General features: G+C 40.0%; 10 protein-coding genes. 4 read left to right on the top strand and 6 right to left on the bottom strand.

Annotated elements, in window-relative coordinates; all coding sequences use genetic code 11:
• Positions 1-142 precede the first annotated feature (142 nt).
• From I6F44_RS06515 to I6F44_RS06500, 4 genes are read right to left on the bottom strand one after another with little or no spacing between them, the layout of a single operon-like run.
• Positions 143-862, bottom strand: coding sequence for a HugZ family pyridoxamine 5'-phosphate oxidase (locus I6F44_RS06515; protein WP_197173478.1), 720 nt, complete (start codon positions 860-862; stop codon positions 143-145).
• Positions 859-1,647 carry a heme ABC transporter ATP-binding protein gene (locus tag I6F44_RS06510; RefSeq protein ID WP_121954813.1) on the bottom strand — a complete coding sequence of 263 codons (789 nt, stop codon included), beginning with the start codon at positions 1,645-1,647 and terminating at the stop codon, positions 859-861. Before I6F44_RS06510 ends, I6F44_RS06515 begins: the two co-directional genes overlap by 4 nt.
• Positions 1,644-2,696 carry a FecCD family ABC transporter permease gene (locus tag I6F44_RS06505; RefSeq protein ID WP_197173477.1) on the bottom strand — a complete coding sequence of 351 codons (1,053 nt, stop codon included), beginning with the start codon at positions 2,694-2,696 and terminating at the stop codon, positions 1,644-1,646. The genes I6F44_RS06510 and I6F44_RS06505 overlap by 4 nt, the downstream gene beginning before the upstream one ends.
• The gene (locus I6F44_RS06500; RefSeq protein ID WP_197173476.1) at positions 2,693-3,502 is read right to left on the bottom strand and encodes a heme/hemin ABC transporter substrate-binding protein; all 810 of its coding nucleotides are present in this window, start codon (positions 3,500-3,502) and stop codon (positions 2,693-2,695) included. The genes I6F44_RS06505 and I6F44_RS06500 overlap by 4 nt, the downstream gene beginning before the upstream one ends.
• 140 nt (positions 3,503-3,642) lie before the next feature.
• Here I6F44_RS06500 and I6F44_RS06495 point away from each other — a divergent pair, with 140 nt between their 5' ends.
• Positions 3,643-5,724, top strand: coding sequence for a TonB-dependent hemoglobin/transferrin/lactoferrin family receptor (locus I6F44_RS06495; protein WP_197173475.1), 2,082 nt, complete (start codon positions 3,643-3,645; stop codon positions 5,722-5,724).
• 594 nt (positions 5,725-6,318) lie between these two features.
• On the opposite strand, the gene I6F44_RS06490 is transcribed toward I6F44_RS06495, so the two are convergent.
• Positions 6,319-7,842: a sensor domain-containing diguanylate cyclase gene (locus I6F44_RS06490; RefSeq protein WP_197173474.1), complete on the bottom strand. Its 1,524-nt coding sequence runs from the start codon at positions 7,840-7,842 to the stop codon at positions 6,319-6,321.
• A 276-nt stretch (positions 7,843-8,118) separates the two neighbouring features.
• The gene (locus I6F44_RS19720; RefSeq protein WP_197173473.1) at positions 8,119-11,973 is read right to left on the bottom strand and encodes a S8 family serine peptidase; all 3,855 of its coding nucleotides are present in this window, start codon (positions 11,971-11,973) and stop codon (positions 8,119-8,121) included.
• A 1,007-nt stretch (positions 11,974-12,980) separates the two neighbouring features.
• Here I6F44_RS19720 and I6F44_RS06480 point away from each other — a divergent pair.
• The 3 genes from I6F44_RS06480 (at position 12,981) to I6F44_RS06470 (ending at position 17,699) form a co-directional block, all read left to right on the top strand.
• Complete coding sequence (locus tag I6F44_RS06480) at positions 12,981-14,792, top strand: glycoside hydrolase family 3 protein (RefSeq protein ID WP_197173472.1); 1,812 nt, start codon at positions 12,981-12,983, stop codon at positions 14,790-14,792.
• 1 nt (position 14,793) lies between these two features.
• Positions 14,794-15,528, top strand: coding sequence for a 5-oxoprolinase subunit PxpA (locus tag I6F44_RS06475; RefSeq protein WP_165736085.1), 735 nt, complete (start codon positions 14,794-14,796; stop codon positions 15,526-15,528).
• Positions 15,529-15,680: 152 nt separating this feature from the next.
• Entirely contained in the window at positions 15,681-17,699 is a 2,019-nt protein-coding gene (locus I6F44_RS06470; protein ID WP_197173471.1) for a S9 family peptidase, read from the top strand.
• Positions 17,700-17,758 lie beyond the last annotated feature (59 nt).

The raw sequence follows: 17,758 nt of genomic DNA, 5'->3' as shown, positions 1-17,758 counted from the left end.
TTTGCTATGTCTAAACCAATTGTTGTAATCTTCATTTTGGTCTTCTCCCTTTGATTATTGTAACCACTTTAATCATGGCACATAGATGCCGTATAGGGAGGAGACCATTACATCAGGTTAACTATGTCGTCATGTATTTAGTTTAGTTATTTCGGGCTTGATTGGTTAGCGCAACCAGCGCTTTACGAACCTTTAACGGGCTGTTGCACTGGGTATTAAAGTTAATAAAGTAATTACGCTTTTGGCTTTGTATATAAAAACCAGTGGGTAATAGGCCGCTCATTATTGGGGTGTTATCAGCTACGCTGTAGTGCTGCATTAATATGAGCGACATAGCATCTTGATGGTCATCGTTCATGTGACTTATCATGCTTTGCTGCTGGTTTTCATCCCAGTTTTTTGCCTCGTATTGCCATTCGTTTTGCTCAAGCCAAAATATTTTGCCAAAACCGCCAATGTAACGCACACGAATTACGTCTAATTGCCATAATTGAAAGTCGTGCGCATTGCGATAGCTAGCAGCTTCGGGGTATAGGGTAATATAGTTATCAAGTAAAGTGTGTGCTTGCTCACTTGGCACAACAGAGCCATCACCTACGAGCGTTACGCGGCCGTACTCGTTTTGATCGCCACTGTCGGTGGCATCAAACACAGTTAGGCTCATACGAGAGTCGTGCTTTAGATTTTTAGTGTGCTGGGCTATATCGCTAATAAAAAAGTAAATACGGCCTTGTTCGTCGCACATATAGGGGGTTACTGAGCCAAACGGGTAGCCGCGTAAATTATTAGAAATAGTCGACATGACACCCGCATTGGTTTTGTAAACCAAGGTGCGTGCATCGTTTAATGCTTGCTCTCTCATAAAAACTCCTGACGTTGAGAAAAAACCATGGGTGCATCGTTATAAGGATGAGGGTTTACGTGCAGTTTCATGGCGTACATTTGTTGTAAGTTTTGTTCTGTTAATACGGTGTTTATAGGCCCACTTTGCAACACTTTTTTGCTGTGCAGTAAAATAGCATCAGTTGCATAAAGGCTGGCTAAATTTAGATCGTGTATTGCAATAATGGCGCTGTTTCCCTGCTCTACAAAGGTTTTAACGCAGCTGAGCAAAGCATGTTGGTGGCGCATATCAAGTGCTGATGTAGGCTCATCGAGCAGCATTAGTTTTGGCTCGGCCGATTGTGTAAAGGCATCGAGCTGCGCTAAAGTACGCGCCATATGAACACGTTGTTGCTCTCCGCCCGAAAGCGCACTTACGCGGCGATTTAAATACTGGTTTAAATCCATAATAGCGGCGTATTTATGTACTTTTTCGCTTTGCATTTTTAATGACTCTACATACGGGTAGCGGCCCATTGCAATAAGCTCAAATACATTAAAATCAAACCCTACGTGGTTAGCTTGCATCATAACTGCGCGCTGTGTTGCAAGGCGTTTTTTAGCGTGAGCAGCCAGCGGCTTAGCATTAAAAAGTACACTGCCTGTAAAGGAGTGCATACCTGCTAAGGTATGCAGCAAGGTAGATTTACCTGCGCCATTTTCACCAAGTAGTGCTACAAGTTGCCCTTGTTTAGCGCTGCCATTAATAGCGTTTAAAATGCTATGATTATCAAAGCCAACGCTTAGATTGTTAAACGTGATCATGACCAACCTCGCTTATTTTTCACTATTAAATAAATAAACAATGGCGCACCCAATAACGCAGTAATAATGCCAATGGGTAGCTCTGATGGCATGATCACAATACGTGCTAGCCAGTCAGAAAGTAGCAATACCACTACGCCAATTAGCATACAAAGCGGCAGCATATTACGTAAATGCGGCCCCACCATTAAGCGGGCAATATGCGGGACTACCAAGCCAACAAACCCTATTAAACCGGTAAGCGCTACAACCGCACCTACCCCTAATGCAACGAGTATAATGACATATAATTTAAGTTTATTAGTGTCTACTCCTAGGTACTGAGCTTGTGACTCGCCAATAAGGAGTAAGTTCATGGGTTTTTTTAACCGCCACAGGCCAATTAGGCTGATAAACAGTAACGGCGCAGCTTGAATAATCGTGCTCCAGCTTGCTCCGCCTAATGAGCCCATGGTCCAATAATTTATTAATCGTAGTGCGCTATCGTCGGCAAAAAAACTCAGTAGCCCAATAACAGCGAATGCTAACGCGTTAATAGCGACTCCTACCAATATAAGTGTGGTGATATTAATTTGCCCCTGCTGCTTGGCAATAAAATATACCAACGAGGTAACACCAAGCGCCCCTAAAAACGACGCATAAGGTAAATACAACTGAGCGTTTAAATTAAACTGCGCGCTAAGTGCAATAAACGCCACTGCAACCATTGCCGCACCTGCACTAATGCCAATAATAGATGGGTCGGCCAACGGGTTACGGCACAGCGCTTGCGTTGCCGCGCCTGTTTGGGCAAGCACCAACCCTACAAGCACTGCAAGCACAAAGCGTGGCAAACGTATTTGCATAACCACATTTATTTGCAGCGCATCAAACTGATTAAAGTACTCGGGCGCAAGCCAAGCAATGGCTAAACGCCAATCCCATCCTGCAGGGCCGTACCCAATACTTAGTAACGCCAAAGCAAAAATACAAACAGAGGCTAATAGCATCCATTTATGAGTTTGGCTAAGTGTTATAGGCACAAAGCGGCTCAATGCTAGGGTGTTCATAAGCGGGTTTTATACTCGTTAAGCTCATTAATTGCTGTGGCAATACGTGGCGACATACCAAGCGAAAGCAGGCTATCCATAACAAGTAAGTTACAGCTTTGCGCAGCTTTTAATAAGTGTAGGTTCGGTTGCTTACAAAAAGCCTGCTTGCCGCCAATGCTTTGTACAATATGCTTTGGCGCAACTAAAAAGTCAGGCTGGTTTACAGCAAGTACTTCGGTATTAATTACTTTAAAGCCTGAATGTGTAGCTGCTATATTAGTAATCCCCGCATAGCTAAATAATAAATTAGGGACGGTTTCTTGCCCTGCAGCGACAAGCCCGCGCTCATTAGCTGAGAGTAAAAATAGCGCGCTGTGTGTCTGCGCTTTGGCTTTTTCAGGTAATGAGTCTGTAATGTGCGTAATAAGTGATTGCGCTTTTTGCTTGGCGTTTAAATCGGTACCAAGGCGTTTAATTAGCTCAAGTAGCTCATTAACTGAGATGGGCTTTTTATAATGAATTAGTTTAACCCCAGTTGCCTCAATTTGTTTAAGTGCTTGGCTTCGCCCTGCTCCTTCAAGCGCTAACAAGGTGGTTGGGCGCATAGAAAGTACGCCTTCTGCCGCTAAATCGCGGTAATAACCCACTTGTGGTAATTGCGTAGCTTGCTGCGGGTACATACTAGATTGATCAACCGCTACAAGGGTACTTTGTTTGCCCAGCGCATAAATTATTTCTGTAAGGGTACCGCCAGCACTAATAACGCGCTCCTGTGCAAGTACAGGTTGAGTGACTAAAGCAAACAATATAAATAGGTATTTCATTACAAACTCCGGCTTTTATTTTTCGGCTATTATAACCAGTTAAATCTAAATGAAAATGATTATCATAATTAATTGATCTTAATTTGACTTAGTTGTAACATCCTCGCCATAAATAATAACTATTATCATTTGGAGTTAAAGTGAACCCCTCTACATTTAAATTTACTGCTATAGCAACCTTATTACTCGGATCGGGCACTGCATTTGCCGAAAACATAATTGACGATCATATTGTTGTGAGTGGCTCGCGCTTTGAACAAAAGCTTAAAGATGTAACAGGCTCAGTAACGGTTATTACCGAGCAAGATATAGAGCGCCAGCTAGCTGTAGATTTACAAACCATGTTTAAATACGATTCAAGCATTGCAACCACAGGCAGTGGTGCAGGCGCGCAAACACTTACTGTACGTGGTGTTGGTGGTAACCGTGTTGTATTTATAAAAGATGGCCGACGCACCAACGATGGTTATGCAGGCGGAGGGGGCTATTTAGTTGGCCGCAATTACTTTGATGTAGCAGGCGTAAAACAAGTAGAAGTAGCCAAAGGTGCTGCATCGTCTTTATATGGCTCTGACGCACTCGGTGGCATTGTGGTTATAACCACTAAAGATCCAAGCGATTATTTAAAAGATAACAGCAGCTATGTAAAAATGGCACTGGGGTATCAAGGTCAAAGTAACCAAATTGCTGCTGATATTACCGGTGCAAAAGACTTAGGCGACTTTGCAGTAAGCGCAGTTTATAGCCATCGCGACAGCGAAGAAGTACAAAATTACGACGAAAACTTACCCGGTTATGATGCAAAGTCGGACGCTTTAATAGTTAAATTTGAGCAACAGCTTGATGAAAAACGCACACTTAAATACACCCTTGATTATTTTAATCAAACGACTGAGCAAGTAATAACCCCCGCGGTTCAAGAAACCGATGAAGACGACACGAGTTGGTCACTGGCGCTAGATTACCATTCAGAGGTAGCTACAGCTGCGTTTGATAAATGGTACGGGCAAGTGTCTTATAGTAGTTACGAGCAGCAAAGTGACGCAATTAGTGGCGCAAGCACCTACACCGATTATAACGATTATCGCTTTGAGCAAAATATTTTAGGTTTAAAAGCGGTATTTAATAAAGGATTTAACGCAGAGAGTGCCGATCACGAAGTGGTATATGGGGTAGACGTCGACTTATACGACACCACTCGGCCACGTTTAAAAACGCGTGTTTTAGTTGATGGCACCGTTGATTTTACAGACCAAAAACAAAAAGCGTTTCCGGGGGCTGACACCTCTTTAATTGGCGCTTATGTGCAAGACAGTATTTCGTTTAAAAACAGCGCATGGTCGGTTATTGCAGGCGTGCGATATGATTACTACACCCTAGAAGCTAAAAGTGATGAGCTATATGCCGATGCGCAGCTTGATGATATTACCGAATCTGCTTTTTCGCCTAAGCTAGGTGTTATATATCAAGTGGATGATAACTTATCGTGGTATGGGCAATACGTACGAGGCTTTAAAATACCACCACACGACCAAGCCTATCAAAGCCACTGCGTTGAACCGTTTTATCAAATACTACCAAATGCCGATTTAGACCCAGAAAGCAGCGACTCATTTGAGCTTGGGCTTAGGTACGCAAGCAGCGATATTAGCGTAAATTTAAGTGCTTTTTATGCAGCATTCGATGATTTTATTGAAACCGCCGTAGTAGGTGTTGAGCCAACGTACATTCCTGGCGTAAACAAAACTCTGTATCAGTATCAAAATATTAGCGAAACACAAATAAGCGGTGTAGAAGCCGGAATTGCCGTGTATGTTGCTGAAAATATTCTGCTTGAGGCAAATGTGGCCTACGTTGATGGTGAAAACAAAGAAACTGATCAGCCACTTACCAGCATTAGCCCGTTAAATGGCTCAATATTGTTAAGTACAGAGCTGGGTAATATTAACTGGACCGCTGCGTTGCGTTTAGCTAAATCGCAATCGGATGTAGTACTTGATGCAAACGATGATAAAACTACGCAAGGGCATGGCTACGGCGTTGTTGATTTATACGCAAACTACGAATGGCAAGCGTGGCAGCTAAATGTAGGGATACTTAACTTGTTCGATAAAGAATATGTACCTTTTGAGTTGATTGCAGGTCAATCGCAAAGTGCTGATTTTAGCCAATACACCCAACCTGGGCGTAACTTTTCAGCAAGGGTTAGCTATCAGTTTTAATTAGGGCTAAACAAATGGCAATAAACGCTGCATGGGTATGCAGCGTTTGCCTGCCACATATTTACTCAAGTCAAATTACTTAATGGTGAGTATATTCAGGTAAAGGGTTTTTAAATAGCTGGGGCGTTTTTAAAACATGCCGTTAGTTTACTTGCAAGCGTTGTATTTATTGCGCTGTCGCACTCTAATTCCCCGTTGTACTTCCCCCTAGTAAGCGGCACTAAGCTTAACGAGTCATAGCTTGGTTTACTTTGTATTTTATGAATTACCAAGCCTTGTTGCTGCGTTAGTTTTACTAATGAAAATGCATTTTTTGTGTTTTATTTGTCGTTAGCTTTTCAACATATAACGGATTTTAAAAGGTTAGTTTGGTAGTAAAACTGCTTTGGGATTAGCGTATTTACCAAATTTTGTTATTGACGATTTAGGGTTTACTAAACTAACTGTAAAGGGGGTTAACAGTCACTATAGCAAAGGCATAGCAATGATTTACAAGCCATCAAAAGCAGATGGCTGGCTCAATAAACTCATGCACTCTGTGTAAAGTATTTATCAATTTAAGGTAATACAGAGTATTACTTAGTTAAGCTGTGGTTAGCTAATATCGGCCACTACGCATCGGTTACGACCATGCTCTTTAGCATGGTATAGCGCCTTATCGGCACATTTATATACTTGGGCAATATCAGTACTATGCTCAGGCCAGGTTGCAATACCTATAGAAATAGTGATTGTTCCTATGGTGTTTATTTCTGTCGATTCTACTGTTTTACGTAAACGCTCTGCTATTTTATAGGCACTTTGGCTGTTTTCATTTGGTAGCACAAGAACAAATTCTTCACCGCCGATTCTTGATACTATGTCGTCTCTTCTTGATAGTTTTTTAATTATATTTGTTAGCGAAACTAAAGTTTCGTCGCCTTTATCATGTCCAAAAGTATCGTTAACACGTTTAAAAAAGTCGATATCAATTTCTAATATAGCGAATGGGGTTTGCTTTAGCATAAGCTGGTTAAGTAGGCCGTTTAAGCTTCTTCTGTTGTGCGTATCTGTTAAGGGATCTGTTTGTGAGTCATGGCGTAGCACACCTATTTGTGCTTGTAATAAAGTAACCTCTCTTAACATCGCTAACTTCAGTTTTTGACTTTCAAAATACCACGACTTCACGCTTTTAAGTTTTTCTAAGCTTTTTGGATCATCGAGTGTATTTGCGTTATCGGCTAATCGCTTTAGCGGCCTTGCTATAAAATGTGCAAATAAACCAATAAAAATAAATGTGACTAATGCCATAGGTATTGTTTGTTCAATGACTTCAATAGTTAATGTATCTAGCGAAGAGAGCGTTGATTCTAATGGTCTTTGCGCCACTATTCCCCATTTAGATAAAGTAATGGGTGCGTAGCCTGCGAGCATCGGCTTATTTAAGCTATTAATAACCGTTGAAGTGCCTATTTCGCCACCTATAACAGCGTCAATCACAGCATTGTTAGCAATAACGTTGCCGATTCTGGCAGGTTCTGGGTGATATAAAATGCGCTTATTTGAGCTAACAACATAAAGGTACGAACCACCTTTGTAGTAATGTTGTTCTAAAAGCTCATTTAAAATATTTTTCTCTTTTAAATAAAGAGAGCCCCCAATATAACCTAAATACTTATCTTCAGAATCAAATAGCGGGTGCGATATAAAAACAATTAAATTATCAGCTGCCGATAAATAAGGCTCACTAATTAATGGGCGTTTTTCTTTTAGTGCTTCTATTGCTCCTGGAGACTGTATTTGTTGGCCTATTAAACTTTCAAAGTGAGGCGACGTCGCTGCAACTACACCATGTAAATTAATCACAACAGAGTTAAAGCTATCCGTTTGATGATTTAAACGAATGGCTTCATCGTTTAATAATTTGGAGTTATTTGGTGATTGCTCAATAATTTTAGCTGAGTATTCAAGCTGCTGAAGCGCAGACTTTAAAAAGTTATCAGTTGCGGAGGCTAATTTTTGTGCATAGGCTAAATTACTTTTTAGCGTATATGATGTTAACTGCTCTTTTTGAACCTGATAGGTAGAATAAAAACTCCCTACCAATGTGCTCAGTGCTGCAGAGAATGCGAGTAGCAATATAAGAAATCTTAAATTTAAAGCGGGTAGTAATTTATATAGCAAAGCTGCATTCCAAAGCACTAAAATTCAGCGCGTATTATACGAAGTTAAGTATTATACCCGTTTAAGTGTTTTTAATTAAGTTGGTTTGTTTAATTTAGCGACTATGCGTTAGGGTATGGCGTGATAAATAATATATTCCAGCATTGCCATTTTTTATCCTCCAGAAAGTAATAAAAAAACCATTAGCTTCAAATGAAACTAATGGCTTTTATTTATAGTACGTATTTAATCTTACGAATTATTTTTTCTACGACGTGCGAACAACAATGGTGTAAGCAAGGCCATTAACCAACCAAATGAACCACTTGAGCTCTTATTAATAATAGACGTTGATGCAACAGCTGTATCTGTATTACCTTTGCTATCACTAACTTCTAATTGGAACGAGATAGTTTCATCGCTTGATACCTTAGGTGCATTAAATTTAACTTCAGAAGCCGAAGATAAAATAATAGTAACAGGTGTACCAGATAACTGAGTCCACGTATAAGTTAGTTCGTCATTATTTGCATCTGTTGATCCAGAACCATCAAATATAACAACATCACCTTCAGTTGTACTTGAAGTACCTGTAATTACAGCAACAGGTGCAGCTTCATTAACACCAAAGCTATAAGTAGATGAAACAGTACTATCGCCAATCGTATTTGTAAGTGTTAGCTCTTTTTCAGTTCCTACTTCTCTAGGAATTAAATCAAAACCTACAGATAGTAACTCAGTTGATTCGCCAGCCTTACGAGTAATAGTCCACTCAGCAATATTTCCGCTTACAACACCATCATTAGTTACATTGGCAATTTCTTGACCTTCGGTAACCATTGCTTTTAATGTATAAACTTTATCTGCATTGGTAAAGTTTGGCTCTATATCAAAACTTACAGATTGCGCTTTACCTGCGATCATTTCTTGATTGCCAGCAGCTAACTCAGTAGATACAGTTTCAGTTACTTCATCATTAGCAAACGATACTGTTAATGGGATTTGAACTTCTGTAGAACCATCACCTGATTTCAATGACAGTAATGAGCTACTACCGCTGTTATCAGACCATGCAACTGTTAGGTCAAACGAACCATTGCTTTCTTCAACGGCAGCACTAACAGTGTCACTTTTAGATTCGTCATTTGTTAAGATTGATACTGCACTAATTACAACTTCATCTGTTGCACCTGGTGCTGAGGCAGTGTAACCGTCTGCTACAATGTAATAAGTATCAGCTGGTAAATTAAGGAATGTTAATGACTCGTTTGAGTTAGGACCAGCACTGCTACCAATGTTATTAAACTCGCTATCTAAAACTCGTAAATCAATGTCCGGCGCTGTTGCTGATGAAGTACTAAATACTACATTCGGTACAACTTCATCAAAAGTAAGTACTACAAAGTCTAAACCACCATCTTCAACAAATACTGTTTGTGGTTCAACTAAGTTAGAGCTTTTATCAAATACACCAACTTCAATATTATTCAAACTTTTAGACATTAAATCAGTGAATGTATAAGTACCGCTTGAGCGAGATGCCGCTATTGATAATGCTTCTGGTAAATTACTTTCAGCTACTTGCACTAAAATAGGCAAATGAGCATCTGGTAAACCGGCTGAAGTTAGTTCAAGGCTACCAAAGTTCCATACATCTGCAGCAGATGCGCTTACATCAGCAGTTACAGTTACGGTTTGTGTTTCGCCTGCTTCAATATCAAAGCTAGTTGGTGAAACAGTTAATGACATATTATTAGATGTTGATACTGGAGTTGCAGTCCAGTTCGCATCTTTAGTTGCTGTAAATGTACGAGTCCAAGTACATGTATCAATACACTGTGTATTTGTCATTGAAGGAATGTTAAGTGATAAAGGAACGCCACCCGTTGCAGGGTTTGCCTTCATGTAGTTACCAAACGTTTCATCCATGATAAGACCCGTATTAGTCGCTAAATTAACGCGAATACTACCTGAGCCCATATCAAATACGTCAGCTGGTGTTGAACCGTCTTCTTTACGCACATCGGTTGTAGCCGTCATCATTAATGCTGAACGAATGTTATCTGGTGTCCATGTTGGATGTGCAGATTTTAATACTGCACCAGCACCCGAAGTATGAGGCGCTGACATTGATGTACCTTGTAAGAAGGCAAAGTCACCAGGAGAAGGGGCTGTTACATCATTACCAAAATCTTGGTCATTGTAAGCCGCGTAAATTGATACACCTGGCGCTGTAACAGAAGGAGTCATAATATCAGCAGTAGTGCTGTTAGGACCACGAGATGAGAAGTCAGCCATATCATCAGCTTGACCAACAACCAAAGTGATTGCAGGGTCGATAGAAATTGTCATACCTGAAGTAGAAGCTAATGCATCTAATAAATCTTTACCTGAGTTTTCAGATATAGCTACAGAAGGAATAGTTGTACCTTCTAAGCCTGACATAGTAAGACGTGTATCACCATCTGTATTATTGTAAATAATAACGGCTTCAGCGCCTGCAGCAGTTGCATTAGCAACTTTATCTGAGAATGCACATGCACCACGACTAATTACAGCAACAGCATCTTTAAATGAATCAGCAGCAAAAGCACTACAGCCTTCAAAATTATTTGCATCAACAGATAAAGACGTAATAGGAGGAGCCGTTACAATTTCAGTAAATATAGGACCTGTGCCGTTTGAATATGCAAACGCTTCATCGTTAAATGTAACAAAGCTATCTAATGATCTACCATGCGTTGAAGCACCAACAACAGTATACCAAGGTGCATTTTTTGATGTTGTGTACGCTTCTGGACCATCGTTACCAGCAGATACTGCGGCAAAAATACCCGCTTCTTGTGCTGCTAAGAAACCAAGTTCAGTAGAACTTGCCCAAGGGTTACCACCACCACTAATTGAATAGTTTAAAACATCAACGCCATCAGCAACCGCATCATCTAAAGCGGCAACAATAGCTGCACTAGGGCAACCTGTATATTTATCATCGGTATTACCAGGGCTACAAATTTGGTAAGCAACAATATTGGCATGCGGTGCTACACCTGATATTTGTTCAAACGAAAATGTATCATTAACTATACCATCACTTTCTAATACACCAGTTTCTAGTGCAATTAACGGTACATTTTTTAAAATATTACCGCCTGCTGTACTTGCTGTGTGTGAGCCGTGACCGCCGTAATCTTCACCATTTTTAGCTGGCGGTGTAGTACCAAAAACTTCTACATCGTCATAGTTATCAGTAACACTTGCATACGAGCGTACGCCAATTAATTTGTCGTTACATAGTTCAACAAAGTCACCTGCACAATCACCTACGTAATTACCAGCACCCCAAGGGTTAGTATGGTCGTAACCATCACCGCCAATGTCAGCGAATGAGTCGTGATCTGTATTTACACCACTATCAATTACACCAATAATAACGCCTTCACCCATATTCGTGGCTGAATTACCTTCGCCTTGCCATACTTGGGTGGCACCAATATGAATAGGACCGGTGTCAGTATCCATTGTTTCCATACGTTCACGTTCAATATAATCAACGCCATCTAAAGCAGCTAACTTTACAGCTTGCTCTTGAGTTAAGCGCATAGCAACACCGTTGAATGCATTTTTGTATTGATATACAACGTTTGCTTGTTTACCTAATGAAAGGCGCGCTTTAGAAAGGAAACTTTGTTGTTTATCTTCAAGGTAGTTGGTGTATTGAACCGCGTCAGTAGATTTAACATCTAAACGTAATTCATTACGTACCTGTTGCGAGCTCATTTTGCTATTAGCTAATTTTGAAAAGAGTTCTTTTTTTGCTATTTTAGGGCTTGTAGCAGCAAAACCAACAACGCTGCCATCATAGGTCGCTAACGGTAGATCTGCTAGGCGAACAATATAAGTATATTCACCAGATGCTAAATCAGGCTCAACAACGATTTTTTTTACTGCTTTAGCTACACGAGTAGCTGAAGTAGATGATGTTTTAGTTTTGTCGACTGCTGACTTTGCAAGTGCTATTTGTTGATGAACACTGCTTCCGCCGGCTGCTGAACTTAACGAAACGGTTAATAGAGCTGCTGAAACAGCTAATGCTACTTGGGTCTTCACTGAACACTCCTTGCGCTTTTGTACGCATGTAATTATTATTTTTGGTAATTTATTTAAAAAATTTAAGTGAATTTAAATTAAAATAAATAAGGTTGCTTTGAAAGATAACACATGTCATTGGAATGTAAATATGGTGTGCTTTAGCTTTGGTTGTAGTTTATGAATACTGTAATTTTAAAAGTAAAAAAGTAGGTGCTTAAATAGACTAATAAAACATACAATGATCAAAGAGAGCAATTTACAAAGGGAGGTTAGTGTCTGATTTGTAAGGGTTTTATATTTATTTTGTTCCAAATACGCCAATGAACAAGCTTAAATAAACCGTTAACTAAATTTCATTAATTGCAAAAACAAAGGTTTACATTCGTTTACATGATGTATATTTGAATACGTTATTTTATTTGAGAGGAAACATACTGGCTTGGCTTTTATTGAAATTCTATCTATAAAAAATGCATATTTTATCACCCTGCCATCATTGAACTTAGAGTTTGTCCACCTTATATAGTTACAGTTTGCTTAATCCTGAGGTACTCTTGCAAGCTATGCCTAGTGTCAACAGGCCTAAATTAAGCTGCTACTTTTAATCTGTATAGAGGTAAATGAAAGCAACTGTGTTGCATGCAAAAAACGTAAAAAATACGAAGCTAGGGCATGTTTCCCTTTATATTTTGTTATTGTCTATTTATAGCGAATAATTACACTGCATAAGCCTCACCTTGTCAAAAAACCAAACACACAGCAGTAAATTCAACCTCAAAAGATAAGCTCGACCTAACAATATATATTTTATTTACATGCCAACTATAACGCTCATATGCAATTAAGTTACTAATAAATACAAACCTTAAGCACCTATTAAATTAGTAAAAACACTTAGCTTAACTACTTTGCAGTTGCACTGAAAAGTAGTTAAGCTGCATACATTTATCTACTTTTTAGCCTTGGAGTGTGTTTTGCTAAATAAGTGTATTGTACCGTCTATCGTTTTTTTATCTGGGTGTTTAATGCCATTACAATCCTCGCTTGCTAAACCCGTGCTTTCTCTTGAACAACAACTTGGGCAAAAGTTAATACTCGACTTTCGCTACTTTTGCCAGCAAGGAGCAAGTAATAAATGCCGAACTCCAATGACCGAGTTACCTAATGAGCTTGCTACCGCTATTGCTAAATACGATATTGGTGGAGTTATTTTATTTTCTGAAAATACCCAATCAATAGAACAAACCATTACGCTTAATAGCCAATTGCAAACAGCTGCAAGTAAATCCAGTAGTAAGCTGCCGCTATTTATATCAATAGATCAAGAAGGCGGACGTGTAGCACGGTTACCACGCGATGTTGCTACATCATTTACCGGTAATATGTCGATTGGCGCAACCTACAAAAAACACGGTACGAGCTTTGCGACAAAAACAGCAACTGTTATAGCTAAAGAGCTAAATTCGCTGGGTATCAATGTAAACTACGCGCCTACGGTTGATGTAAACATGAACCCCGATAACCCTGTTATTAATGTACGCTCGTTTGGTGAAAACCCAGCATTAGTGAGTAAGTTGGGCGCCGCACAGGTAGCAGGATTTGAGAACAACGGTGTTATTACCTCGTTAAAGCACTTCCCGGGCCACGGCGATACAAACGTAGATAGCCATACAGGTTTGCCTAAAGTAAACCATGCAAAAGAAGTTATTTACGAGCAAGACCTAGCACCGTTTAAACACATTATCGCCAAGCAAAACCCAGGCATGATAATGACGGCGCATATTCAATACCCTGCCCTCGATAGTACGACGTTTGTAAGCGTTAATGGCAAAACGATGATAAAACCGGCAACAATGTCGCGCGCAATCATTACTGATATTTTACGTGGTGAGCTTAATTACCAAGGTGTTGTAGTAACTGATGCGCTTGATATGGCTGGCATTAGTAACTTCTTTACACCAACTCAAGCGGTAATAAATACGTTTGCGGCTGGGGCTGACATTGCCCTAATGCCCGTTGAAATTAGAACACCGGATGATTTAAACAAGCTCGATGACCTTATTAAAGAGCTTGTTGCAGCGGTTAAATCAAACCAACTTGATGAGCAAGAAATAGCACAATCTGCGATGCGTATAATTACGCTTAAAAATAAATTTAGATTAAGCACTAATTTTGACCCTATTACCGCGCTCATAAATGCAAAGCAAACAATCGGCAGTGCAGCACATCGCGAAATAGAAGCGCAGCTTGCTGTAGAGGCAATAACGCAGGTTAAAAATAATAACAGTACTTTGCCGCTTAATTTAAAAGCAGGAAGTAATGTTCATATTATTATGCCCGACACGCGTAAATGTATGGCAATGCAGCAAGCGATTGAAGCTATCAGCCAGCAAAAACTAAACTATAGCTGTAGCAGCCTACAAGGGTTTAACCATGCACAAGCTAAAACACAAATACACGCTGCTGATGTAGTTATAGCCGGCAATGCAACGCCTAATCAAAGTGCGGTAGAAATTGGCGGTATGGATGATTTAAAAGACGATCCTAATTTTGCACTTAATAATGCAGAGCAACCAAAAGCACTTGAGTCATTATTAAATATGGCAAAAGAGGAAAACAAAAGCACTGTTTTTATAAGCCTAAGAGCGCCTTACGACATTGCTAAATTTGGCAATTATGCAAATGCTGTACTTGCATCTTACGCATATAATATTGATGTAGATAAAAACGATATTGTATCTGGCCCTGCTTTTACCGCACTTGCAAAAGTGTTACTAGGAGAAGCACCGGCTAACGGCGTATTACCTGTCACAATAAAACCGCAAAAGGCGCACTAATATGAAACTCAATTGTGATTTAGGCGAAAGCTTTGGCGCGTGGAAAATGGGGCTAGACGATGACGTTATGCCACATATTGATATGGCTAATATTGCGTGTGGGTTCCATGCAGGCGATGCCGATGTAATGGCAAGCACGCTCACTCTTGCCAAACAACATAACGTACAAATTGGTGCTCACCCAAGCTACCCAGATAAGCAAGGCTTTGGTAGGCGCTCAATGGTACTTAGCGAAAAAGAGCTTACAAATTGCCTGCATTATCAAATAGCCGCTATTGAGGGCATGGCAAAAGTACAAGGTTTAACACTTAGCTATGTTAAACCGCATGGCGCACTTTATAACGACATGATGGCTGATGAGCAAATATTACAAACCGTTATAAATGCAATTGCTAGCTACCCAATAGATTTGAAACTAATGGTCTTAGCGACTAAAAATGCCAATAAGCACATTCAAATAGCTAAAGGCTCAGGAGTTGATCTAATACTCGAGGCATTTGCCGACAGGCAGTACACCGACGACGGGCATTTAGTGTCACGAACACTTGAGGGTAGCGTTCACAACAAAGCTGCATTACTAAAACAAGTAACTCAGCTTTTATCCGATGGCAGCGTGACAACACGAACTGGAAAAAAACTAACGCTCAACGCCGATAGCTTATGCGTACATGGCGACAATGCTGATGGCATAGCGCTTATAAAAGATATAAAAGCCCTTTGTAACTCAGCTAACTAAACTTTTACACAACTTCAAATAGAAGCTGTAAACCCCCTTTACAGCTTTAACTCATAGAGTTAAATAAGAGCTTCATCGCATCCTACTGTTAATTTAATAATCCCTAACATATAACTACTTAGCAAATTAAAAAAGTAACAACAGGGATTAAAATGAAAAAGCTTTTAACACTTAGCCTCATTTTAGGCTGTAGCAATTTAGCCTACGCTGAAACAAATACACTACAACTGCAAGACGTGTTTAATTTAGAATATGCCAATCAAATAGATATAACCGAAGACGGTAAAACTGTTTATTTTGTGCGTAACCGCATGGATATAAAAACAGATCGCAAAGTTGGTAATATTTGGTCTGTTGATTACAAAACCAAACAAATGCAACCGCTAACCTCTGGCGTGCATATGGATTATTCGCCAGTCCTCTCTCCTGATGGTCAACGCCTTGCGTTTATATCAACTCGCGATGGCAGCAGCCAAATATATATAAAATGGCTTAAAACAGGTGCTATGGCAAAAATTAGTAACTTAACGAGTAGTCCACGTTCGATTACATGGAGCCCTGATTCTAACCAATTAATATTTAGCATGTTTGTTCCAAGCGCTAATTCAGCGCCAGTGAGCTTACCAGGCAAACCAAAAGGCGCAACCTGGGCAGAACCCGCTAAATTTATTGATGATGTTTATTATCGTTCAGATGGTGGCGGTTACACACAAAAAGGTTTTAGCCAATTATTTTCCATAGATGCTAACGGTGGTAATGCCAAACAACTCACTCATGATGAATTTGATAACGCAGGCGATGTAAGTTTTAGTAACGATGGTAAGTCGCTTTATTTTTCTGCAAACAGGCACACAAACAACCAGCTAAAACCCACAAACAGTGAAATCTATCAACTCGAGTTAGCCACACAAAATATAACTAAAGTTACTGACCGAAACGGACCTGACGAGCAGCCTAAAGTATCGCCCGATGGTCGTTACTTAGCGTACACAGGTTACGATGATAAACGCACTAACTACGAAAACGCTCAGCTTTATATTCGTGATTTAAAAACAGGTAACACAACTAGCTTAACGCCAGATTTTGATCGTAGTGTAGGTCAAATAAAATGGAGTGCAAACTCAAAAGGCATATACTTTAGCTATGCAGATAAAGGTCAAACCGCCCTCGCCTATCAACCACGCAGCGGCAAGCGTAAAATAATAACAACTCAAATTGGCAGTGTTGCCTTTGGTCGCCCTTATTCTGGTGGTGACTTTGATGTAAGCGAAGATGGCGAAGTAGCCTTTACCCTTGCCGATACTCAGCGCCCTGCTGATATAGCAACAATTAAACGCGGTAAAGCGCAGCGCTTAACTACGCTTAATAAAGATGCACTAGGTAGTAAACAACTCGCTAAAGTGGAAGAAATTTGGATTAAATCAAGTCACGATGAGTTACCTATTCAAGGATGGATTGCTTACCCACCAGAATTTGACAGCAGCAAAAAATATCCGCTAATACTAGAAATACATGGCGGTCCAGTAGCTAATTACGGTCCACACTTTAGCGCTGAAATTCAGCTGTTTGCAGCCAAAGGAAATGTGGTTTTATACATGAACCCACGTGGCAGTGATTCATACGGTAAAGAGTTTGCACAAACTATTCATCATAATTATCCAAGTAACGATTTTGATGACTTAATGACTGGCGTTGATGCGCTAATAGCGAAAGGCTTTATTGACGAGTCTAAATTGTTTGTAACCGGTGGTTCTGGCGGTGGTGTATTAACAGCTTGGATTGTAGGTCATACCGATCGCTTTGCTGCGGCTGTAGTTGCTAAGCCTGTTATTAATTGGATCAGCTTTGTACTAACTGCCGATTTTTACCCGTTTTTTGCTGATTACTGGTTTCCGGGTAAACCGTGGGATCACATCGAGCATTACATGAAGCGCTCGCCTATTAGTTATGTTGGAAACGTTAAAACTCCTACTATGTTGCTCACTGGCGAATCTGACTACCGTACACCAATATCAGAAACTGAGCAGTTTTATCAGGCATTAAAACTACAAGGCGTTGATACTGCAATGGTGCGCATTCCTAATGCATCGCATGGTATTACAGCTCGCCCATCAAACTTAATGACTAAAGTAGCTTATATTCAATGGTGGTTTGATAAACACACTAAATAAACTCTGGGTAATAAATTTATAGCTCAAATAAAAGCCACTTCAAATAAGTGGCTTTTGTA

Origin of the sequence: Pseudoalteromonas sp. NZS11_1 (assembly GCF_015864275.1) — a bacterium.
Lineage (GTDB): Bacteria > Pseudomonadota > Gammaproteobacteria > Enterobacterales > Alteromonadaceae > Pseudoalteromonas > Pseudoalteromonas arctica.
This window is presented reverse-complemented; position numbering and strand designations above follow the sequence as displayed.

What these genes read in the sequence shown, in the direction of transcription:
- I6F44_RS06515 (WP_197173478.1), bottom strand. Translation starts at nt 862, where the DNA reads ATGAGAGAGCAAGCATTAAACGATGCACGCACCTTGGTTTACAAAACC.
- I6F44_RS06510 (WP_121954813.1), bottom strand. Translation starts at nt 1,647, where the DNA reads ATGATCACGTTTAACAATCTAAGCGTTGGCTTTGATAATCATAGCATT.
- I6F44_RS06505 (WP_197173477.1), bottom strand. Translation starts at nt 2,696, where the DNA reads ATGAACACCCTAGCATTGAGCCGCTTTGTGCCTATAACACTTAGCCAA.
- I6F44_RS06500 (WP_197173476.1), bottom strand. Translation starts at nt 3,502, where the DNA reads ATGAAATACCTATTTATATTGTTTGCTTTAGTCACTCAACCTGTACTT.
- I6F44_RS06480 (WP_197173472.1), top strand. Translation starts at nt 12,981, where the DNA reads ATGCCATTACAATCCTCGCTTGCTAAACCCGTGCTTTCTCTTGAACAA.
- I6F44_RS06475 (WP_165736085.1), top strand. Translation starts at nt 14,794, where the DNA reads ATGAAACTCAATTGTGATTTAGGCGAAAGCTTTGGCGCGTGGAAAATG.
- I6F44_RS06470 (WP_197173471.1), top strand. Translation starts at nt 15,681, where the DNA reads ATGAAAAAGCTTTTAACACTTAGCCTCATTTTAGGCTGTAGCAATTTA.